This is a genomic window from Halorubrum sp. CGM5_25_10-8B (assembly GCF_005435095.1).
GTDB lineage: Archaea > Halobacteriota > Halobacteria > Halobacteriales > Haloferacaceae > Halorubrum > Halorubrum ezzemoulense.
Genome location: NZ_SGTY01000004.1, coordinates 229,078 through 248,150 on the forward strand (window position 1 = coordinate 229,078; position 19,073 = coordinate 248,150).

The window sequence follows — 19,073 nt, forward strand, 5'->3', positions numbered from 1 at the left end:
GGCCTCCCTCCGCTTCGCTCCGGTCGGCCGACTCCAGCGAGAATCGAATATTCCCCGGCAGCCGGCGCGTAGCGCCGGCGACCTCGCACGCGCTCCTCGCGGGCCGGTGGCCCGCTCGGAGGCGCGCGCCACCGCACCCAATTCAAGCGAGTGGATTACCCCCGAAACAGGCTCGCGTGGACCGGCGCGTGGTCGGAGTCGGGCCGCGGGTCGTCGCCGTCGTCGCCGTCCTCGTCGGAGACGGCGCGGCCGTCGACGCCGTCGGCGAGGAAGTCTCGGACCGGCGGGCCGACGTGTTCCGGCTCGACGAGGAACGCGTCGTGGCCGTGGTCGGAGTCGACCACGTGGTGGGCGACCGGCACTCCGGCCTCGCGGAACGCGTCGCCCAACGACGCCGACTGCTCGACGGTGAAGTGCCAGTCGGCGGTGAAGCTCATCAGCAGCGTCTCGCCCTCGAACGCGGCGAGGGCGTCGGCGTCGGTCCCGTGGCCGGCGGCGAGGTCGTACTCGTCCATCGCGCGCGTCAGATAGAGGTAGCTGTTCGCGTCGAAGCGGTCGCCGAACCCCTCCGCCTGGTAGTCGAGGTACGACTCGACCTCGCGGTACGGGAAGAACCCGGCCGTCGGCTCCGGCGGCAGCCCGAGGTCCCCGTCCTCGCGCGTCAGGGAGTCGCGGCCGGCCGACCGGCGCCCGAACTTCCGCTCCATCGACGCCTTCGAGAGGTACATGATGTGGCCGATCTGGCGGGCGATCGCGAGCCCCTCGGTCGGGGCCGGCCGGTCGTCGCCGTAGTAGTCGCCCCCGTTCCAGTCCGCGTCCGCGCGGATCGCCCGGCGCGCCACCGCGTCGAGCGCGAGACACTGCGCGTCGAGGCGTCCGGCCGTCGCGATCGCGACCACGCGGTCGACGTCGTCCGGGTACCGCTTCGCCCACTCCAAGGCGTTCATCCCGCCGACGCTGCCGCCGACGACCGCCCGGAGCCGCCCCACGCCGAGGTGGTCGAGCAGCCGGCGCTGCGCGCGCGCCCAGTCCTCAACTTGGACCGGCGGGAACGCGGTCCCCCACCGGTCGTGGTCGGGCTCCTCGCGGAGGTCGAGGTCCGCGGGTCGCTCGCTGGCGGGACCGGTCGTCCCGTAACAGGAGCCCGGGACGTTCGCGCAGACGACGTAGTACTCGGTCGTGTCGATCGCCTTCCCCGGGCCGACGACGTCGTCCCACCACGCCCGGGCCTGCCCGGCCTGCCCGGCCCCGGTGGTCTCCGCGTCCCGCTCCGGCTCGGGGGAGCGCGCGACGTTCTGGCTCCCGGTGAGCGCGTGGCAGACGAGCACGACGTTGTCGCCGTCGAACTCGCCGTGCGTCTCGTAGGCGACCTCGAAGTCGGGGACCGACTGCCCGCACTCGAAGGTGAACTCGCCGAGCGAGGCGACGCCGTGGTCGGTCGGGACGGCGCTCATCGGTCCGCCCCCTCGTCCGCGGCCCGCTCCTCCTCGGTCCGGCCCGCCGCGACGTGCTCGCCCGCGGCCAGTCCCGCGTCGAGGTCGGCGATCACGTCGTCGGGGTCCTCGATCCCCACCGAGAGCCGGAGCATCTCGGGGTAGACGCCCGCGAGCCGCTGCTCGTCCTCGTCCATCTGCGCGTGGGTGGTCGAGGCGGGGTGGATGACGAGCGTCTTCGCGTCGCCGATGTTCGCGAGGAAACTCGTCAGGTCGACCGACTCGCAGAAGGTCTTTGCGGCCTCGTACCCGCCGTCGACGCCGAAGGTGACCATCCCGCCGAAGCCGTCGAGGTACTCCGCGGCGTTGCCGTGGCTCTCGTGGTCCTCGAAGCCGGGGTACGTCACCCAGTCGACGCGGTCGTCGCCGCGGAGGAACTCGGCCACCCGCCGCGCGTTCTCGCAGTGGCGATCCATTCGCAAGGGGAGCGTGTTCAGCCCCTGGATCGTCTGCCACGCGTCGAAGGGCGACTGCTGGCCGCCGGTCGGCCGCACGCCGCGCTGGCGGGCGACGTTCGCGAACGCGGCGTCGCCGAACTGCTCGACGAAGTCGATCGGGTACGCGGGCGATTCGCCGTCGAGCTCGGCGTAGTCGGCGTCGGGGTGGTCCCACGGGAACTGCCCGCCGTCGATCACGACGCCGCCGACGGTGGTGCCGTTGCCCGTGATCCACTTCGTCGTCGACTCCCAGACGACGTCGGCGCCGTGCTCGAACGGCCGACAGCAGTACGGCGTCGCGAACGTGTTGTCGACGACGAGCGGCACCGCGTTCTCGTGGGCGATCTCGGCGAGCCGCTCGAAGTCGGGCGTGACGAGCGAGGGGTTCGCGAGCGTCTCGACGTGGACGAACGCGGTGTCGTCGTCGATCGCGTCGGCGTACGCGTCGTAGTCGAGGGTCTCCACGAGCCGCGTCTCGATCCCGCGGCGGTCCGCGACGCTGGTGAGGTACGCGGCCGTCCCGCCGTACATCTCGGAGCTGGCGACGACGTTGTCGCCCGCGCTCGCGAGGACGGTGGTTATCGCGTCGAACGCGGCCATCCCCGACCCCGTCGCGACCGCGTCCGACCCGCCGGCGAGGTCGGCGAGCCGCTCTTCTAAGACGTTCACCGTCGGGTTCGAGAGCCGGGAGTAGACGTGGCCCTCCGCCCGGAGCGCGTACAGCTCCGCCGCCGTGTCCGCGTCGTCGAAAACGTACGAGGTCGTCTGGTGGATCGGCGTGGCGCGGGCGCCGGTCGCCGCGTCGGGCTCGGCGCCGGCGTGGAGACTCCGGGTCGAAAACCCACGTGTCATGTTTGTTGCTCATACGACTACATACATCTATAACTGTCAGTTACGGCAATTGATGCCCCTTCGGCGCCGCGTCCGCCGGGCGGCGCCGCTGGGCGCCGCCGCCGTCGCCGTCGCGTCGTTCCGCGCCCGAAGCGTGCGTTTATGACCGGTCGGGCGCCAACCGGTGGTAATGGCAGTCGCCGCCCCAGTCCCCGACCTCGCCGACCGCGCGACCGACTGCGCCGACCGGCTGCGCGAGGCCGACCGGGTGCTGCTCGCGTCCCACATCGACGCCGACGGGATCACGAGCGCCGCGGTCGCGTCCACCGGGCTCGCCCGTGCGGGGATCGACCACGAGGTCGTCTTCGAGAAGCAGTTGGACGCCGACTCGATCGCCGGGATCGCCGCCCGCGAGTTCGACGTGGTGCTGTTCACCGACTTCGGCTCCGGCCAGCTCGACGCCATCGCCGACCACGAGGACCGCGGCGACTTCGTCCCCGTCATCGCTGACCACCACCAGCCCGCCGACCGCGACACGCGGTACCACCTCAACCCCCTCTTGGAGGGGATCGACGGCGCGAGCGAGCTGTCGGGTGCCGGCGCGAGCTACCTCCTCGCCCGCGCGCTGGAGGGGCCCGACGGCGACAACCGCGACCTCGCCGGGCTCGCCGTCGTCGGCGCGGTCGGCGACATGCAGGACTCGGCGGACGGGCTCGTCGGCGCCAACGAGTCGATCGTCGCTGACGGTGTCGACGCCGGCGTCCTCGACGCGCAGACCGACCTCGACCTGTACGGCAGACAGACCCGCCCGCTCCCGAAGCTGCTGGAGTACGCCTCCGACGTGGACATCCCGGGGATCTCGAACGACGAGGCGGGGGCCATCTCCTTCCTCACCGACCTCGACCTCGACGTGAAACGCGACGGGGAGTGGCGCCGCTGGGTCGACCTCGACGCGGAAGAGCGCCAGCGGCTCGCCTCCGCGCTGATGCGCCGCGCGGTCGCCTCTGGCGTCCCCTCCGAGCGGATCGAGGCGCTCATCGGCACCGCCTACACCCTGACCGACGAGGAGCCAGGCACCGAGCTTCGCGACGTCAGCGAGTTCTCCACGCTGCTCAACGCGACCGCGCGCTACGAGCGCGGCGACGTCGGGCTCGCGGTGTGTCTCGGCGACCGCGGCGACGCGCTCGCGGAGGCGCGCCGGCTCCTCCGCACCCACCGACAGAACCTCTCCGAGGGGCTCCAGTGGGTCAAAAACGAGGGCGTCACCCACGAGGAGCACCTCCAGTGGTTCGACGCGGAGTCGCGCATCCGCGAGACCATCGTCGGCATCGTCGCAGGGATGGCGGTCGGCTCCCCCGCGGTCGACCGATCGAAGCCGGTGATCGCCTTCGCCGAGGAGAGCGCCGAGGAGCTGAAGGTGTCCTCGCGCGGCTCGCACGCGCTCGTCCGCAAGGGGCTCGACCTCTCCGCGGTGATGCGCGAGGCGAGCCGGTCGGTCGGCGGCGACGGCGGGGGGCACGACGTGGCCGCGGGCGCGACGATCCCCATCGACGAGCGCGACGCGTTCCTCGCCGCGGCCGACCGGATCGTCGGCGACCAGCTCTCGTGAGCCGCCGCGCTCCCCGCTCGCGGGGACGCGGTCGCCTCGTCAACTCACCGCCGCCCCGGTCACCTGACCGTCGCGTAGGTCAGTAGCGACACCGCGAGCAGTTCCAGCACGCTCATCGCGAGGACCACCCGCCCCACGAGCGGGTCCATCGCGTACAGCGTCCGCATGCTCGCGAAGAAGAAGGCGACCGAGACGAGGTTCTCGATCAGGAGCACGCCGCTGAACCCGACCAGCCCGAGCAGCAGCGTCGACCCGAACTCGCGGTAGTTGCGGAGCCAGACCGAACCCAGCACCGCCAGCAGGGCGCTGTTGACGACCGCGATCAGCACGGCGACGCCGGTCGGCGACGCGGGGTTCATTCCGCGTCCACCTCCCCGGTGATCTCCTCGAACGTCTCCGCGTGGCGCTCGAAGCGGTCGGTCAGGAAGTACAGCTTCCCGTAGTCGTGGTCGCTCGGCTCGACGACGTCGTGGTCTTTCAGCATGTCGAGGTGGTGTGTGATCGTGTTGTAGTCGACGTCTAGCGCCTCCGCGAGCTCGTTCGCGTTCCGCGGACGGTCGCGGAGCCGCCGGACGATCCGGACCCTGTTGGCGCCACCGCGGCTCGCGACGAACAGGTACCACAGGGCCTTCTCCATCTGACGTACTGGTGTGTCCGGTATGTGATGAAAGTCGTTTCGCCCCGGGTCGGTCCCGGCGAGCGCACCGAGCGCGGCGGCCACGTCAGCCGACCGTCCGCCGGACCCACCCCGACGCGCCGCTCGGGACGGAGCCCGACTCCTCGCCCGACTGGAGGGTCCCCGTCCCGTCGGTGGCGCGGACGACGACCTCGTGTTCCCCGTCGGGCTCGAAGACGTGGCGCCACTGCCGCCAGACGTCCGCGTCGGGCAGCGCGTCGGAGAGGGCGGCGTCCGTCCACGAGTCGCCGCCGTCGGTCGACACCTCGACGCGCTCGACCCCGCGGGTCCCGGCGTAGGCGTGGCCGGCTAGTTCGACTCGCCCGTCGCCGAGTTCGGTGATCCCCTCGTCCCAGAGCTTGGCGACCGTCTTCACCTCGCCGGTCCCTTCCCAACCGCGCTCCTCCCAGTAGCCGTCGTCCTCGACGCTGAGGAGCTCGATCTCCGAGAGCCACTTCACGTTCGTCTCGCCCCAGTGGCCCGGGATCAGCACCCGGACCGGGTGGCCGTGACCGGAGGGGAGTTCTTTCCCGTTCATCCCCCACGCGAGGAACCCCTCGGCGAGCACGTCGACCGGGAACTGGACGTAGTAGCCGTCCTCGCCGCGCAGCATCGCGCAGTCGCACTCGCCCTGCGGGTCGACGGATTCGATCAGGGGCCGGATCGGCGTTCCGGTCCAGACGGCGTTGTCCAGCTTCCGCCCGTTCAGGTCCTCGCCGACGCACCGCAGCGTGATCGCGCGGTGTTCGACCGGTCGGTCGACCAGCTCGTCGAAGGTGACCGTCCGGTCGGTCTCGGTCTCGCCGGTGAACGTCAGCGACCACTCGGCGGCGGTGACCTCCGGGTCGAACTCCGCGATGTCGACGTTGTAGAACTCGCCGATCGGACTCACCATGTCGTGGAGGTCGTCGCTCTCGAACGCCAGCCCCGCCGCGTCGAGCTCCTGGAGTCGGACCGCGGCGCCCTCGGACCGCGGGGCGTCCGGGAGGGGATCGTCGCCCGCGGCGGACAGCCGCCGGCCGCCGGCCGCCGCGACGACGAACCCGAGCGTCCCCGCGACGACGCCGAGCGTCCGACGACGCACCGCGTCGACGCCGGCGGGTAGCCGACTCCCGTCCGCGGCGATTCCCTCCCGCTCGGAAGCGTCGTCCGGCGCAGAGTTCGACGGGGACGGAGACGCGGGGCCGTCGGCGCTCGGCGGGAGCCAGCCGACCCCGGCGACCGCCGCCGCGGGGAGCGCCGCGCCCAGCGCCCCGATCGAGACGCCGGTCAGCGCCGCCGCGAGGAGCCACGCCCCGCCGCCCGCCGCGGCCGCCGCGGTCGCCCGTCGCTCTGTGCGCGCGGCGACCCGGAGGCCCGCGAACGCGACCGCGCCGAACAGCCCCGCGACGGCCGCGACCGCCATCCCGATGTGGATCAGGTGGCCGGCGTCGCCGAACGTCGCGATCGCGAACGTCACGACCGGCCCCGGAGTCAGGTTGACGATCGCCTGGTCGACCGGCCGCACGACGAACGAGGGCGTCCACCCCGTCGCGAGGTACGACCCCGCGACCGCGGCGGCGCCGGCAGCCGCCGCCAGCAGCGCGTCTCGGCGTTTGGGACCGTTGATCATACTTTACGTCGGGGTTACGGTCACTTGAACTACGTCCCCGACCGCCGGGTACTCGTGGCCGTCGTCGACCTCGCGCAGTCGACGCACGACGCCGCCCTCGTCCGCGCCTTGGTCCGGCGCCTCCTGCGCCGGGGCTTGGTCCGGGCCCCTTCCGGGCGGCTCCGCGTTCGGCTCCGTCCCCGCGTCGAACAGCGCCGCGGCGTCGGTGACGTCGCCGTCGACCGGGTCGCCGTCCTCCGGCCAGAGCACGATCCCCGTCTCCTCCGTCGAGACGAACACGTCGTTCGAGGGGACGAACATCGAGGCGAACGAGAGCCGGTGGCCGGGCGAGACGTCGACCTCGAACTCGAACGCGCCGCCGGGCGCGATCGGTGGTGCCCCCGGAACCTCGCCAGTCGGGTCGTTCGGGTCCGCGACGGTGTCGGCCGGCGCGTACACCCCCGAGTGGGCGACGACCGACGACGCCTCCAGTTCGTCGACGAGCCCGTCTGCCCCCTCGAAGCCGGTCGGCGGACCCGCCTCCGCGAGCGCTTCGAGGCCGATCGAGGCCGACTCGCCGAGTTCGTAGACCGGGTTCTCTCCCTCGTGGACGGCGTACGCGCCCGGCGTGATCCAGACGGCGCCGTCCGTCGGCGTCTCGGCGGGATAGAAGTCCGGGGACGCGACGTTCTCGATCCGCACTCGCACGGTGGCGGACTCCGCCATCCCGTCGTCACCCGTCTCGTCGTCGTCCGTTCCGCCGTCGCCGTCCATCGCCTCATCGTCGTCCGCCCCGCCGTCACCGTTCATCGCACCGTCGCCGTCCATCCCGCTGCCGTCATCCATGCCGCCTTGGTCACCCGTCCCGCCGTCGCCGAGGCAACCGGCGAGTGCCAGCGTCGCGAGTCCGCCGCTCGCCGTCAGGAACCGTCGCCGCGCGTCTCGGTTCGTCATGGCTTCGGCGAGGGCGATGACGGGGATATAGATTTTTCAAGTACGGAACAAACTCGGTGCGGAGTCGGGGCGAACTCCGTTCAAACTTCGTTCGGGATCCGGACGCGGTCGGCGGGTTCCGCCACCCGTCGCTACCGGCGCGGCAGGCGACGCTCGGTGTCGATGAGCGCGGCGGAGAAAACAGTCGCCGCCTCAGGCCTCGCCGAGGTCGCGGAACATCGCGCGGTAGTCGTCGGTCGACAGCGACTCGCCGAGGTCGTCGATGTCGGCGTCCAAGTCCTCCAACCGGTCGACCAGTTCGGCGTACGCCTCGTTCTCCTCGCGCTGTGCGGCCGGTTTCTGCGAGCTGAGGACCGCGCGTTTGCTGGCGAGGGCGGCGGCCTCCTGAACGAGGTCGTCGTACTCGCTGCGCGTCAGTAGCGTGTCGATGGCTGCGAGCAGCTTCGAGCGGCTCACCGGCTTGGTGAGGTAGAGGTCGAACCCCATGTCGATGATGTCGAAGTCGGGTTCGACCGCGGTGACCATCGCCACGCGACAGTCGTACCCCTCCTCGCGGATGTGTCCCAAGACGTCGTCGCCGCTCCCGTCGGGGAGGCGGCGGTCGAGGAGCACCACGTCGACGGCGGGGTCGACGCGGTCGATCGCCTCGGCGGCGGTCTCCGCCACGTCGACGGCGTACCGCTCCTCTAAGAAGCCGGCGTACAGCGCCGCGATGTCTGGCTCGTCCTCCACGACGAGCACCGACGGATCGCTCACCGCCGATCACCGCCGAGGGCGACCGGACACGCTTCACCGGGCATACACGAACGGGCGGCGTGTCGAGAGATAAAACTGTCGCCGTTCGCTCGCCCGATGTGCTCAACCGTCTTTTATATACTCCGGCCGCCAAGGGGGAGACGAATGTCAGAACTCGTCTCCACCGGGGTCGAGGGGCTCGACTCCATTCTCACCGGCGGCATCACCGAGCGGTCGACGGTCCTCGTCTCCGGCAACCCGGGCACCGGCAAGAGCATTTTCGGCATCCAGTACCTCCATCACGGCGTCTCCGAACACGACGAGCGCGGCGTGTACGTCTCCTTCGAGGAGGACGAGGCCGACATCCGCGGCGCGGCCGCGTCCGTCGGCTTCGAGGGGTTCGACGAGATGGTCGACGACGGCGACATCGTGATCCTCGACAAGCGGGAGATGCTCCGCGAGACCGACTTCTCGACCGCGGTCGACCGCCTGCTCGACACGGTCGAGGACGGCGAGTTCGACCGGCTCGTCCTCGACTCGCTGTCGATGTTCCAGCTCTTCTTCGACGCCGAACAGGAGAAGCGCACCTACCTGCTGAAGTTCTCGGACATCCTCAAGGCGAACGGGCTCACCTCGCTGCTCATCAACGAGCAGGGCGCCGTCTTCCCCGACACCGAGGTCGGCTTAGAGAACTTCCTCACGGACGGGAACATCTACTTCATCCAGACGCCGACGGACTCGGGCGTCAACCGCTACGTCTGGGTTGCGAAGATGCGGAAACAGGACATCGACACCGACATCTTCCCGATGGAGATCGGGCAGGGTGGGATCACAGTCCACGAGCGCGCCGGCGGGTTCTCGATGATGGGCGGCTCCGACGACCAGCCGTCGTTCTGACGCCGGCGGTAGGCGCCCGACGCGTCCGGCCGCTCGGCCCGCTACTCCCGCGACGAGAGGTCGCGCCAGACGTCGTCGAGGCGGTTCTTCACCGCCGACCGCTCCTCCACCTCGACGGTGAGCCCGTCGCGGAAGTCGACCTCGACCCCGTCGACCTTCCGGCGGTACACCTTCACGCGCCGGTGTTCGTCCGAGAGCGGGCGATCGTGTAACTCGAGGAGGTCCGCTTCCTCCAACTCGTTGATCCGTCGGTAACACGTCGCGATCGGGACGTCCAACTGGTCGCTGAGGTCCTGCGCCGACTTCGCGTCGCCCGTCGCCGTCAGGATGTCCGTGTTGTATTTGTTACCGAGTACGGTGATCAGATCGTCCCCCACCATTCACGTTATCGAGATTGATTTTTATCTCTTATAATGGTACCGGTGAGTGTCCCGGGCGGCAATCCTCGCGATCCGGCGCGCGGTACGGGACCGCGGGCGGTTCGGCGACTCGAATCGGTTCGCCGTGTTATCGCCGCTGATACCCGCCACCGTGGGTTTATTATCCGCGTTCGAGCAGGTGAGGTATGGAGCTCATCGAGGGGTTGTACCTGATGACGACCACCGTGCTGGCCGGCGCGAGCGCGACGCTCGTCGCGTTCGCCGTCGCGGCGTACCGGTCGTCCGGCCGCACGGCGATGGCGTACCTGGCGGCCGGCTTCGGCCTCGTCGTCGTCGCGGCGGTCGGAACGCCCGCGGTCGCCTTTCGGACCGGCTTCGCGAACGCCGAGGCGCTACTCTTAGTCAACACCGGGCTGCTGGCGGCGTCGATGGCGCTCGTCGCCGGGAGCCTCGCGGTGTACGAGCCGGGGACGCGCGAGTTCGTGATCCCCGAGTCGGAGCTGTCGCGCCTCCGCGATCGGTGACAGTCGGGTCCGAGCCCCAACCCCCCGCGTCGCCGCCGAATCGATCCCGAGCGAACGCCGCGAAACCGGAGGCGTACCCCGCTCCCCGACGCCCTTTTGCGTTCTCGGTCCGTAGCGATCTCGATGACAGATCGCTGTCGAGACGGCGGCGCGACCGCGAGCCCGCGACCGGCTCCGCGGCGGCGCCGACCCGGTGAATCGCCCCGAGGCCCGGGGCGTCGACGATGACGACCGCCGACGGCCGCGGCGGCCTCTCGCCGGTCGCGCGCCTCTCGGACCTCGCCGCGCGCGCCGGCGTCGGCGCCGGGGTCACGGTGCTCGTGAGCGTCCTGCCCGTCGTCGGGCTGGTCGCGCCCGCGGTCGGCGCCGGCGTGGCGAGTTGGACCGACGACGCGGAGCGCCCCCGCGGCCCGAAGATCGGGGCCGCCACGGGCGCGCTGGTCGCGCTGCTGTCGCTGCCGCTGACGTTCTTCGCCGTCTGGGTCGCGGCCGCGGTGTCGCCCGCGGCGACCGTGGGCGTCCTCGCGCTCACGCTGTTCGGCGCGGCGTACGTCGTCGGCAGCGGCGCGCTCGGCGGCTACCTCGCGGACCGGATCGCCGAGGACCGCGATACCTCGCCGGCGGACGCCGACCGCGAGGCGCCCGCGACGCCGATCGAGCGCCTCAAACACCGCTACGTCGAGGGCGATATCTCCGACGCGGAGTTCGAGCGCCGCCTCGACCGACTGGTCTCCGCCGACCGCGACCGCACCGACTCGACGTCTCGACGCGAGACGCCCGAGACGACTGCCCCCGAGCACGAGCGCTGAAACGGCCTCGGGGGGATCGCTCTTTCGAACGGCGTCGTTGACACCCGGTATTCACCCCTTCTCGCTCGTCAGTCTCGCCCGACGCGGCCGCCGCTCGTTCGCACATCGGATTCGTGACGGAGACCGGTCGGTACCGCCGCTGCGCCGCAGATCCAGATCTGATACTCTCTCGTCGAAGTCGTTGATATATTCTGTAACTAAACTACTCAAAATAACCCGGAAATCGCACGACGTGACGTGTTTATCAACTCGGATAACCGGGGACGTGATCTTAAGTAGGAAATCCACTTCGCTATCGATAACGCCCGCCGGGCAGGCCGGGGGCCGACGCAACACACAATGTTCGAAACTATACTGGACGAGGAAGAGCGCGGTCAAGTGGGGATCGGGACCCTCATCGTGTTCATCGCGATGGTGCTGGTGGCGGCGATCGCCGCCGGCGTCCTGATCAACACGGCCGGGTTCCTCCAGACGCAGGCAGAAGCAACGGGCGAAGAGAGTACAGCGCAAGTGAGTGACCGGATCCAAGTGGTGAGTACATCGGGTAATGTGACTCCCAATACCAATGGCTTTGTAGTTGACAACGTCACATTTGTCGTGGCTAAGGCTCCGGGTGCCGGGAACATAGACTTAGATGAGACCACAATCCAAGTTATTGGAGAGCAAGGACAGAACAGCACACAGATCGGTGATCTTAACGAACCTATTGAAGACATCATCGGCGTTTCTAACAACGTATTAACAGATAATAGCGATCGCGCTGCTATTCAGGTGAGCCTCACATCGACCGATCTGGACGATGCTAGTATTACCGAGGGAGGTGACTTCGATAACTACGGCGAACTTCGATCGGGTGAAGAGATCACAGTCACATTCACAACACCATCGAGTGCTACGACAACCAAAGAAATTCGCGTTCCGACTACGCTCACATCGGATCAGACCTCTGTGAGGCTGTAACAATGTTCGAAAAAATCACAAGTGAAGAACGCGGTCAAGTTGGAATCGGAACTCTCATCGTGTTCATCGCGATGGTTCTGGTAGCAGCAATTGCTGCTGGCGTGCTGATCAACACGGCTGGATTTCTTCAGTCGCAGGCAGAGGCAACAGGACAAGAAAGTACTGACCTCGTTTCTGAACGGATTGAAGTCACGGGTACAACCGGCATTGTAGAGGATAGCGGTACCCAACAATACGGTCAAACTGTCGGAGACAACCCGACTAACCTCTCACAGGTTCGCGTCAGCGTCTCCGCCGCTCCCGGTGCTGACCAAATCGACCTAAATGAGACCACCGTTCAGGTTGTTGGCCCCACCGGACAGGATACCTTGGTGCTCAACAGATCGGGTATTAGTGGGGACATATCCAACTTAGCCGTTGACGAATTTGCTGTGGAGGACAGCAGTGGAACATTCGTTACTCCCAACCGAGCTGTAATCAACTCGACTAACTCGTTTACACTCGTCTTCAACACCCTAAATGAGCCGTTTGGTAACACTACTTTGGCAAATGACGGTGACATATTCGGTGAGAGCGACACCGCGTCGCTTGACATCGTCTCGCCGTCCGGCGCGACGACGTCTGTCGAGGTGGCTGCTCCGGACCTGTTCAGCACTGAAGGCGAAGCAGTCCGGCTCTAACGAGCTTCGAACAGCGCGGTAACCACCGTCGCGGCGGCCAGCCCGCCGGAACACCTATTTTACGTCGCGCGCTACCACGGCCCATGAGTGACCACGATCCCCCCGCGAGCGATCCGGACGCGACGCCCGCCGACCCGGAGGAGCTCGACTTCACCGACGACGAGAACGTCGTCGAGATCGGGCAGGGTCGCTACGTCGTCGGGACGAACGGCCGCCCGAACGTCGGCCGCGGACGCGAGCAACGCCGCGCACAGCCCGCCGACGACTCCGGATTCACGACGGCCGACCCGGCGAATCCAGATGAGCGGCGCCCCGCAGGCGACGACCCGCGGGCGAGCGCGGCCGGCCCGGGTGTCGGCGAGCGCGGCCAACCACAGAGCGGACAGCCCCCGGACGGCCGATCGCCCGGCTCCGGACAGCCACCGCCGAGCGCCGCACAAGGACGGGGACAGTCCCGGCCCGCGACGGGCGGCGACGCGGTCGACCGACAGTCGGTGAGCCGGTGGCTGGCGACCTCCTTCGACGGCGACGGCTTCGACTACGGCATCGACGCGACGCTCCACGCGGAAGGCGACACCACCCGCCAGCGCATGGTGTCGAACGACGTGACGGCGACGTTCGATACGCTGATATCGTGGTTCGCGTCGAGCGCCGGGCCGAGCTCGCCGACGCCGGAGGCGATCGGGCTGCTGCTCGCCGCCTCCGAGACGACCGTCGACCTCCCGCCGGTGATGATCAAGCGGTTCGCGGCGAGTCAGGGGCTCTCGGCGAGCGACAGCATCGGAGATCTGGTGCGCGCCGCTGAGGACGCGGGGGGGTTTAGGATCGAGTAACGATCACAGCAGCGCGAACAGCGCGACCCCGATCAGCGCGAATATCGCGTAGGCTCCCGCCATCACCTCCCGTTTCAGCGGGCTGCCGAGCGGCCCGGCGGTGAGCCGGCGGATCGGCGGCAGGATCGCGACGCCGGCGAGGATGAGCGGCCACGACTCGGCTGCCGGCACGCGGGTCAATGCGATCACGACCGTCCCGTACCCGAGGACGTACGATCCGCGGCGCCAGAGCTGTTCACGGTCCGAGAGCTCCTCCATGGAGGGGAACGCGTCGCTCCCGCTTGATCCGCCGCCGTCGGATCCGCCACCGCCGCTGCTTCCCCCCGCGACCTGCTCCGCCTGTCGTTGAACGTACTCGTCCAACTCCTCGGCCGCGTCCTCCGTCTGCGGGGCGCCGCACTGCCCGCAGTACCGCGCCTCGTCGTCGACCGGAGCGTCACAGCGGGGACACGATGGCATCTTGGCGTGGATCGGGCGCCGGCCGGGCTTAATTCTTCGGACCGAGGACGCCGCTCACGTCGGGCGATTCCCGCGTTTTCCTCTCTATTTGCCCCGGTCTCGTTACACGCCCTGATAATCGGGAGGGTACGCTTTAGTCGGTGACTCGCTGAGTCGTCGCTAACCAACCGCGGGTCGTCGTCCGGCCCGACCTCGTTGACCACGCCCCCATGACGATGGACCACGACTACCTGACCGACACGCGCTTGACGGACCCGACGGCGACCGACGGCGATCGGGCGGTTGATTCCGAAACGGACCGGCGGTCCCGTCTCTCCGGGCTCGTGCCATCGACGTTTCAGGCGGGCGTGATCGGCCTCGTCGCCCTCGTCGCCCTCGCCGGCGTCATCACGACCGCTCCGGCCGCGGCGGGGCTTTCTTCCGGCCCGCCCGCTCCATCTGTCGACCCGGGAACGACGGCGCCGGCCGCGGTCGAGACCCCGGGACCGACCAGTCCGGTGGACCGCCCGGAGATCAGCGGCGGGTTCTCTCGGGCGACGTACACCGGCGTCGCGGGCGACCCGGTCAGGATCAGATACACCGCCGATAACCCCGACGGAGACGAGTACCTGCTGATCGGCGGGAACCGGCTCAGCGACACGGGGCAGTCGGTCGGCTTCGTCGACGTGGTCAAGATCTCGGACACGAGCGAGACGACGATCAACACGCGGACGATCGGCACCGACGCGAGTAATGTCAAAAGCTGTGGCCTCGAATCCACGTCGTGTGACCTGAAGTTCGTCGACGAGGACGGGAACCCCGTCGCAAAAAGCCTCGACAACCTCAGCGCGTTCTCCGGTGCGACCGGCGCGGGCGGGCTCGCCCGACCCCTGGCCCCGCAGCGGTACCGGCTCGCGATCACTAACGGGACGTTCGTCGTCGAGGACTCCGGCGCGGTGACGCCGACCGAGAGTGCGGACCAAGCCGACCTCGTGTTGGAGAAACCGCGGTTCCACGACGAGGTCGAGGTGTTCACCAGCGTCGACCCGAGCGCCCTCAACGAGGAATCCGAGACCGAGTCGATCGAGGACATCCGGAGCAACGGGCTCGATCGGACTGAGGTGACGAAGGGCAACCGGATCGTCCTCGGGTTCGAGTCGACCGGCATCTGGGGGGCTCTGTCACACTTCGCCGGCGACGAAGAGGAGTTCGAACCGGGGCAAGCGATCGATCACGAGGTGCTGACCGACCTACTGGATGCGGAGGAAGGCGTGTCGCTCCGGGTCCGACAGACGAACCCGGGGATGAACCAAGCCCCCTCGGAGCTCGACCTCTCGCGCGCCGACCCGGGCGACGTCAAGCTCTTCGTGGCGGACGCGACGGAATTAGAGACGCCCGACGCGCCGGGACGGTTCTACCTCGTCATCGACACGAGCGACGGCGGTGCTTTCACTGAGGGCCCCGCGCCGGGCGACGAGTTCGCCGTCGAGTTTGCGCTGGAGGGTACGGAGGGCGAGCGGTACTCGTTCGCTGACGACGGCGAACCGCCGGCCGCCTTCGAGGCGGCGTCGGCGAACGACGACGATATCTCGGCGCAGTTCCCTTACTGGGGGGCGGCCGACGGCACGGCGAGCGCCGAGGCGTCGTTCAGCGTCCGAGAGCGGTACGTCCGGTACGACCACGTCACCGACGACGGCGAGATTCTCGTCGAGGCCGACGACGGGCGCATCACCGGGACGACGTCGCTGCTGCCGGTGCGCGAGATGTCCGCGACGTTCGTAAACGACGCCGGCGACGCCCCCTTCCGAACGGAGTCGCCGCTGGAGGTCTCGGACGGGAACTTCAGTGTCGACGTCGATCTCAACGGGACCGCTCCCGGCACACGGTTGAACTACGAGCTGTACGAGGGCTCCACGCTCCGCGACAGCCGGACGGTCATCGTCGTCGGAGACGCCGACAACCCGGACGAGCTGGAGATCGAGGACGCCCCCAAGAACGTCACCGTCACCGAGGGCGGAAACCTCTCCGCGCTCCGGGCCACCGCGCGTAACGCGGGCGGTCTCACGGGCGAGGGAGAGCTCACACTCACCGTCGACAACGGCAGCGAGGCCGGGTCGTGGGGCGTTCGGCTCGCCCCGGACGAGTCCCGAACGTACGGGTTCGGCTCGGTGACCCTCGACCTCGACCCGGGTACCTACCCGTTCACCCTTCGGCTCGACGGCGACACCCACGGCGGGACGCTCGTGGTCGAGTCCGATCCGGCGACGACGACGATCGATGACGATAGCGAGTCGAACGCCGACGCCAACGGGTCCGCCACTGATGACGACGGAACCGGTGACGGAAACGAGACAGACACCGACGACGGCGACGACGGGTCCGACACGGACGGCTCGGGCGACACGGATGGCTCCAATTCGGATTCTGACGCCGACCAGGGCTCCGACGGCGAGGGGGGATCGGACACGACGACCGACGAAACTCCCGATGACGCGCCCCCCGACGACGGCGACTCCGACGGCGTGGGGATGCTCCCGCTCCCGTTCGGCACCCGCGAGGCGTTCGGCGGCACCGTCCTCGTCGGTGCGATCCACATCCTCGGCCACTGGGTGTGACTCACCCGGCGGCGACCGGCCGCGTCCCGCTCCGTTCTCAGCGCTGAGAACCGCGGGGGAGCGGTTAAGTGATCGCTGTGCCCGGATTCAGACAACAATGGCTACGCGGGTACTCATCGCCGACGACTCGGAGTTCATGCGGAACCTCCTCCGAGAGATCCTCGAAGGCGAGTTCGAGATCGTCGGGGAGGCGGAGAACGGCGTGGAGGCGGTCAACATGTACGAAGAGCACGGTCCGGACCTCGTGATGATGGACATCGTGATGCCGATCCGCGACGGGATCGAGGCGACGACGGAGATCTTAGAGGAGAATCCCGACGCGACGGTGATCATGTGTACCAGCGTCGGGCAGGAGGAGAAGATGAAGGCGGCCATCAAGGCGGGCGCTGAGGGGTACATCACGAAGCCGTTCCAGAAGCCGAACGTGCTCGACGCCATCGGCTCGGCGGTATAATGCGCGTCGACGTCCGCGCGCTCGGGGCCTGTAATCGCCTCGCGGAGCGGGGGGCCAAACAGGCCGCCGGCGCGCTCTCGGACCTGACCGGGACCGACCTCGCGGTGGAGGTGACGGGCGCGAGCGTCGCCAGCGGCGAGGACCTCGCGGAGTCGTTCGCGGGCCGGGAGTCGATCGGCGTGAGCGTCGGGCTCCGCGGCGGGTTAGACGGCGAGGCGGTCCTCGCGTTCGACGCGGTCAACGCCGACGCCCTCCTCTCGCTTTTACCCGGCGGGCAGTCGATGGAGCGCAGCGCGGTGACGGAGGTCGGCAACATCGCGCTCGGCGGCTTCCTCGACGGCTGGGCGAACTACCTCGGGAAGGCGATAGACATGTCGCCCCCGCGGTACTTCGAGGCGGACGGCGCCGCGGTGCTGCCCGACGGCGCGCTCGCGGGCGACGGCGTGTTCCTCTTCGAGAGTCGGCTGGACGCCACGACGACCGACCTCGACTTCTCCATCTACATGCTTCCCGACTCGGGGCCCTTCCGCGACCTCATCGTCGGGAAGACGGCCCCCGCGGCGACGGCCGGCGGCGAGGCGAACGGCGGGACGGAGAGCACGGCGGTGCCGTACGAGTCGCTGTCGACGTTCTCCTCGCTGGCGAAGCGGGGGTCGGCGAACGCCGCCGACAACATCTCGATGATGACCGGGTTAGAGACGAGCGTCGACGTGAGCCGGCTCCGGTTCGTCCCGCTCGCTGACGTGCCCGCGGAAGTGGGGACCGAGCCGCATGCCGGCACGGTGTTCGAGCTCCAGGGAGAGCCGAGCGGCTACCTCGCGATCCTCTTCGAGGAGTCCTCGGCGGCGGCGGTCGCCGACGCGATGCTCCCGATGGAGCCGGACGAACCCTTGGGCGACATGGCCGAGAACGCGCTCTGCGAGCTCGGCAACGTGATGACGAGCGGGTTCATCGACGGCTGGGCGAACGTGCTCGGCACGTCGATCACCCACTCGCCGCCGGAGTTCGTCCACGACATCGGGGCCTCGACGATCAGCCCGCTCGTCGCGAAGCTGAGCGAGCGACAGGACTACGGGTTCGTGATCGACACCGCCATCGAGACCGAGGGGATCCAGGCGCGCTGTGACGTGTACGCGCTCCCCGACGAGCGCGAACTGGCTCGGGCGCTCGACCGACTCTCCGACTCGTGACCCGCTCGCTCTCCGACGACCCACCGGACGACCCGGCGGAGCGGACGGAGAGCGACGCGGTCGCCGACCCGGCCGCCGTCACCGGCGGTGCCGCGGCCGACGACCCCGGCCGAATCAAAGTGGGCGTCGGCGAACTCGCGGTGACGACCGACGACGCGGTCCTGACCACCAGCGGGCTCGGCTCCTGCGTCGCGGTCGCGCTCGTCGACGAGCGGGCCGGCGCTCGCGGCCTCCTCCACGCCATGCTGCCCGCGGGCGAGGGGCGGACGACCGCGACCTCGCGACCCGCGAAGTACGTCGACACCGGGGTCGACTCGCTGATCGCGTCCCTCGACGACGCCGGCGCCGACCCCCGGCGGTTGAAGGCGCGGGTCGCCGGCGGCGCCGAGATGCTCGACCTCACCGACGCGGTCGGTCCGCGGAACGTCGAGCGGGTCGGCGAGGTGCTCGACGCCGCCGGCGTCCCGATCGTCGCCAGCGACGTCGGCGACGCGGTCGGCCGCACGGTCCGGTTCCGCTCGGACGGTCGGCTCGTCGTCCGCGCCGCCGACGGCTTCGAGCGGGCGATCTGAGCGCCGATCGGCGGCGGTTCGGTCCCCTTTCCGTCTCAGTTCTCCGCATTTAGTCCTGTAACGTCCGATATTCGACCGACGGCATGCTTTCTCACGGTTGATATTTTGAGGGGTGAATTGAAGTGCGTTCTGCGGGTCGTACACGGTAATGGGCCTCGAACTACCGGTGTGGGGAGCTCCAACCGCCGCCTGGGCAGTCGCCACGCTGGGGCTCGTCGGTGCGAGCGTCCTCGACAGGTTCCTCGACGACGACGGATCCGGCGACGACGGTTCCGGGGGTATGGACGGCGACGACGATCCCTTCGGCGGCGACATGGGTGGAGGGATGGGCGGCGGCATGGGCGGCGGTTGGAGCTCCCCACACCGGTAGTTCGAGGCCCATTACCGTGTACGAC

At 69.1% G+C, this 19,073-nt stretch carries 20 protein-coding genes and 1 pseudogene; 12 read left to right on the forward strand and 9 right to left on the reverse strand.

The annotated features are described in order from the left end of the window. Positions 1-155: 155 nt before the first annotated feature. Both metX and EXE51_RS05505 read right to left on the reverse strand, forming a co-directional pair. A complete protein-coding gene (metX, locus tag EXE51_RS05500) occupies positions 156-1,454 on the reverse strand; it encodes a homoserine O-acetyltransferase (RefSeq protein ID WP_094494433.1) in 1,299 nt (432 codons plus the stop codon). Beyond that, positions 1,451-2,782, reverse strand: coding sequence for an O-acetylhomoserine aminocarboxypropyltransferase/cysteine synthase family protein (locus tag EXE51_RS05505; RefSeq protein ID WP_049932666.1), 1,332 nt, complete (start codon positions 2,780-2,782; stop codon positions 1,451-1,453). The genes metX and EXE51_RS05505 overlap by 4 nt, the downstream gene beginning before the upstream one ends. 169 nt (positions 2,783-2,951) lie before the next feature. Here EXE51_RS05505 and EXE51_RS05510 point away from each other — a divergent pair, with 169 nt between their 5' ends. After that, a complete protein-coding gene (locus tag EXE51_RS05510) occupies positions 2,952-4,370 on the forward strand; it encodes a DHH family phosphoesterase (protein WP_137692169.1) in 1,419 nt (472 codons plus the stop codon). Positions 4,371-4,429: 59 nt separating this feature from the next. Here the strand turns inward: EXE51_RS05510 and EXE51_RS05515 are convergent, their stop codons facing one another. The 5 genes from EXE51_RS05515 to EXE51_RS05535 form a co-directional block, all read right to left on the reverse strand. Then, positions 4,430-4,729, reverse strand: coding sequence for a hypothetical protein (locus tag EXE51_RS05515; protein ID WP_049932664.1), 300 nt, complete (start codon positions 4,727-4,729; stop codon positions 4,430-4,432). Next, positions 4,726-5,007 (reverse strand): winged helix-turn-helix domain-containing protein, encoded by a 282-nt coding sequence (locus tag EXE51_RS05520; RefSeq protein ID WP_049932663.1) that lies wholly within the window; start codon positions 5,005-5,007, stop codon positions 4,726-4,728. Before EXE51_RS05520 ends, EXE51_RS05515 begins: the two co-directional genes overlap by 4 nt. Positions 5,008-5,092: 85 nt before the next feature. Further along, entirely contained in the window at positions 5,093-6,658 is a 1,566-nt protein-coding gene (locus EXE51_RS05525; protein WP_137692170.1) for a molybdopterin-dependent oxidoreductase, read from the reverse strand. Between the two features lie 3 nt (positions 6,659-6,661). Continuing rightward, positions 6,662-7,591, reverse strand: coding sequence for a spondin domain-containing protein (locus EXE51_RS05530; RefSeq protein ID WP_137692171.1), 930 nt, complete (start codon positions 7,589-7,591; stop codon positions 6,662-6,664). A 192-nt stretch (positions 7,592-7,783) separates the two neighbouring features. Then, complete coding sequence (locus EXE51_RS05535) at positions 7,784-8,347, reverse strand: HalX domain-containing protein (protein WP_137692172.1); 564 nt, start codon at positions 8,345-8,347, stop codon at positions 7,784-7,786. A gap of 144 nt (positions 8,348-8,491) precedes the next feature. Between EXE51_RS05535 and EXE51_RS05540 the strand changes: the two genes are divergently transcribed. Then, positions 8,492-9,223, forward strand: a complete 732-nt coding sequence (locus EXE51_RS05540; RefSeq protein WP_094494440.1) for an ATPase domain-containing protein — start codon at positions 8,492-8,494, stop codon at positions 9,221-9,223. Between the two features lie 41 nt (positions 9,224-9,264). On the opposite strand, the gene EXE51_RS05545 is transcribed toward EXE51_RS05540, so the two are convergent. Continuing rightward, the gene (locus EXE51_RS05545) at positions 9,265-9,603 is read right to left on the reverse strand and encodes a helix-turn-helix domain-containing protein (protein ID WP_004597591.1); all 339 of its coding nucleotides are present in this window, start codon (positions 9,601-9,603) and stop codon (positions 9,265-9,267) included. A 185-nt stretch (positions 9,604-9,788) separates the two neighbouring features. Between EXE51_RS05545 and EXE51_RS05550 the strand changes: the two genes are divergently transcribed. The 5 genes from EXE51_RS05550 (at position 9,789) to EXE51_RS05570 (ending at position 13,409) form a co-directional block, all read left to right on the forward strand. Further along, a complete protein-coding gene (locus EXE51_RS05550; protein WP_094494441.1) occupies positions 9,789-10,127 on the forward strand; it encodes a hypothetical protein in 339 nt (112 codons plus the stop codon). 224 nt (positions 10,128-10,351) lie between these two features. Next, positions 10,352-10,936 (forward strand): SHOCT domain-containing protein, encoded by a 585-nt coding sequence (locus EXE51_RS05555; protein WP_094553370.1) that lies wholly within the window; start codon positions 10,352-10,354, stop codon positions 10,934-10,936. Between the two features lie 339 nt (positions 10,937-11,275). Then, positions 11,276-11,896, forward strand: a complete 621-nt coding sequence (locus tag EXE51_RS05560; RefSeq protein WP_137692173.1) for an archaellin/type IV pilin N-terminal domain-containing protein — start codon at positions 11,276-11,278, stop codon at positions 11,894-11,896. A 2-nt stretch (positions 11,897-11,898) separates the two neighbouring features. Continuing rightward, positions 11,899-12,576: an archaellin/type IV pilin N-terminal domain-containing protein gene (locus tag EXE51_RS05565; protein ID WP_137692174.1), complete on the forward strand. Its 678-nt coding sequence runs from the start codon at positions 11,899-11,901 to the stop codon at positions 12,574-12,576. 83 nt (positions 12,577-12,659) lie between these two features. Then, positions 12,660-13,409 carry a hypothetical protein gene (locus tag EXE51_RS05570; protein ID WP_137692175.1) on the forward strand — a complete coding sequence of 250 codons (750 nt, stop codon included), beginning with the start codon at positions 12,660-12,662 and terminating at the stop codon, positions 13,407-13,409. Between the two features lie 3 nt (positions 13,410-13,412). Here EXE51_RS05570 and EXE51_RS05575 read toward each other — a convergent pair whose 3' ends face one another. After that, positions 13,413-13,868: a zinc ribbon domain-containing protein gene (locus EXE51_RS05575; protein WP_094553366.1), complete on the reverse strand. Its 456-nt coding sequence runs from the start codon at positions 13,866-13,868 to the stop codon at positions 13,413-13,415. 209 nt (positions 13,869-14,077) lie between these two features. Here EXE51_RS05575 and EXE51_RS05580 point away from each other — a divergent pair, with 209 nt between their 5' ends. The 5 genes and pseudogenes from EXE51_RS05580 to EXE51_RS05600 all read left to right on the forward strand — a co-directional run. Next, positions 14,078-16,462 carry a BGTF surface domain-containing protein gene (locus EXE51_RS05580; protein WP_199234027.1) on the forward strand — a complete coding sequence of 795 codons (2,385 nt, stop codon included), beginning with the start codon at positions 14,078-14,080 and terminating at the stop codon, positions 16,460-16,462. Between the two features lie 97 nt (positions 16,463-16,559). Next, a complete protein-coding gene (gene cheY, locus EXE51_RS05585; RefSeq protein ID WP_004597560.1) occupies positions 16,560-16,916 on the forward strand; it encodes a chemotaxis protein CheY in 357 nt (118 codons plus the stop codon). Further along, on the forward strand, positions 16,916-18,106 hold the full coding sequence (locus EXE51_RS05590) for a chemotaxis protein CheC (RefSeq protein ID WP_086215276.1): 1,191 nt from the start codon (positions 16,916-16,918) through the stop codon (positions 18,104-18,106). The genes cheY and EXE51_RS05590 overlap by 1 nt, the downstream gene beginning before the upstream one ends. Then, positions 18,103-18,678: a chemotaxis protein CheD gene (locus tag EXE51_RS05595; protein ID WP_086219913.1), complete on the forward strand. Its 576-nt coding sequence runs from the start codon at positions 18,103-18,105 to the stop codon at positions 18,676-18,678. The genes EXE51_RS05590 and EXE51_RS05595 overlap by 4 nt, the downstream gene beginning before the upstream one ends. 148 nt (positions 18,679-18,826) lie before the next feature. Then, positions 18,827-19,027 (forward strand): annotated as a pseudogene (locus EXE51_RS05600) (flagella accessory C family protein); the annotation flags it as partial. Between the last annotated feature and the right edge of the window lie 46 nt (positions 19,028-19,073).

What these genes read in the sequence shown, in the direction of transcription:
- EXE51_RS05520 (WP_049932663.1), bottom strand. Translation starts at nt 5,007, where the DNA reads ATGGAGAAGGCCCTGTGGTACCTGTTCGTCGCGAGCCGCGGTGGCGCC.
- metX (WP_094494433.1), bottom strand. Translation starts at nt 1,454, where the DNA reads ATGAGCGCCGTCCCGACCGACCACGGCGTCGCCTCGCTCGGCGAGTTC.
- EXE51_RS05560 (WP_137692173.1), top strand. Translation starts at nt 11,276, where the DNA reads ATGTTCGAAACTATACTGGACGAGGAAGAGCGCGGTCAAGTGGGGATC.
- EXE51_RS05510 (WP_137692169.1), top strand. Translation starts at nt 2,952, where the DNA reads ATGGCAGTCGCCGCCCCAGTCCCCGACCTCGCCGACCGCGCGACCGAC.
- EXE51_RS05530 (WP_137692171.1), bottom strand. Translation starts at nt 7,591, where the DNA reads ATGACGAACCGAGACGCGCGGCGACGGTTCCTGACGGCGAGCGGCGGA.
- EXE51_RS05555 (WP_094553370.1), top strand. Translation starts at nt 10,352, where the DNA reads ATGACGACCGCCGACGGCCGCGGCGGCCTCTCGCCGGTCGCGCGCCTC.
- EXE51_RS05570 (WP_137692175.1), top strand. Translation starts at nt 12,660, where the DNA reads ATGAGTGACCACGATCCCCCCGCGAGCGATCCGGACGCGACGCCCGCC.
- EXE51_RS05545 (WP_004597591.1), bottom strand. Translation starts at nt 9,603, where the DNA reads ATGGTGGGGGACGATCTGATCACCGTACTCGGTAACAAATACAACACG.
- EXE51_RS05525 (WP_137692170.1), bottom strand. Translation starts at nt 6,658, where the DNA reads ATGATCAACGGTCCCAAACGCCGAGACGCGCTGCTGGCGGCGGCTGCC.
- EXE51_RS05505 (WP_049932666.1), bottom strand. Translation starts at nt 2,782, where the DNA reads ATGACACGTGGGTTTTCGACCCGGAGTCTCCACGCCGGCGCCGAGCCC.
- EXE51_RS05565 (WP_137692174.1), top strand. Translation starts at nt 11,899, where the DNA reads ATGTTCGAAAAAATCACAAGTGAAGAACGCGGTCAAGTTGGAATCGGA.
- EXE51_RS05540 (WP_094494440.1), top strand. Translation starts at nt 8,492, where the DNA reads ATGTCAGAACTCGTCTCCACCGGGGTCGAGGGGCTCGACTCCATTCTC.
- EXE51_RS05580 (WP_199234027.1), top strand. Translation starts at nt 14,078, where the DNA reads ATGACGATGGACCACGACTACCTGACCGACACGCGCTTGACGGACCCG.
- EXE51_RS05575 (WP_094553366.1), bottom strand. Translation starts at nt 13,868, where the DNA reads ATGCCATCGTGTCCCCGCTGTGACGCTCCGGTCGACGACGAGGCGCGG.
- cheY (WP_004597560.1), top strand. Translation starts at nt 16,560, where the DNA reads ATGGCTACGCGGGTACTCATCGCCGACGACTCGGAGTTCATGCGGAAC.
- EXE51_RS05515 (WP_049932664.1), bottom strand. Translation starts at nt 4,729, where the DNA reads ATGAACCCCGCGTCGCCGACCGGCGTCGCCGTGCTGATCGCGGTCGTC.
- EXE51_RS05550 (WP_094494441.1), top strand. Translation starts at nt 9,789, where the DNA reads ATGGAGCTCATCGAGGGGTTGTACCTGATGACGACCACCGTGCTGGCC.
- EXE51_RS05590 (WP_086215276.1), top strand. Translation starts at nt 16,916, where the DNA reads ATGCGCGTCGACGTCCGCGCGCTCGGGGCCTGTAATCGCCTCGCGGAG.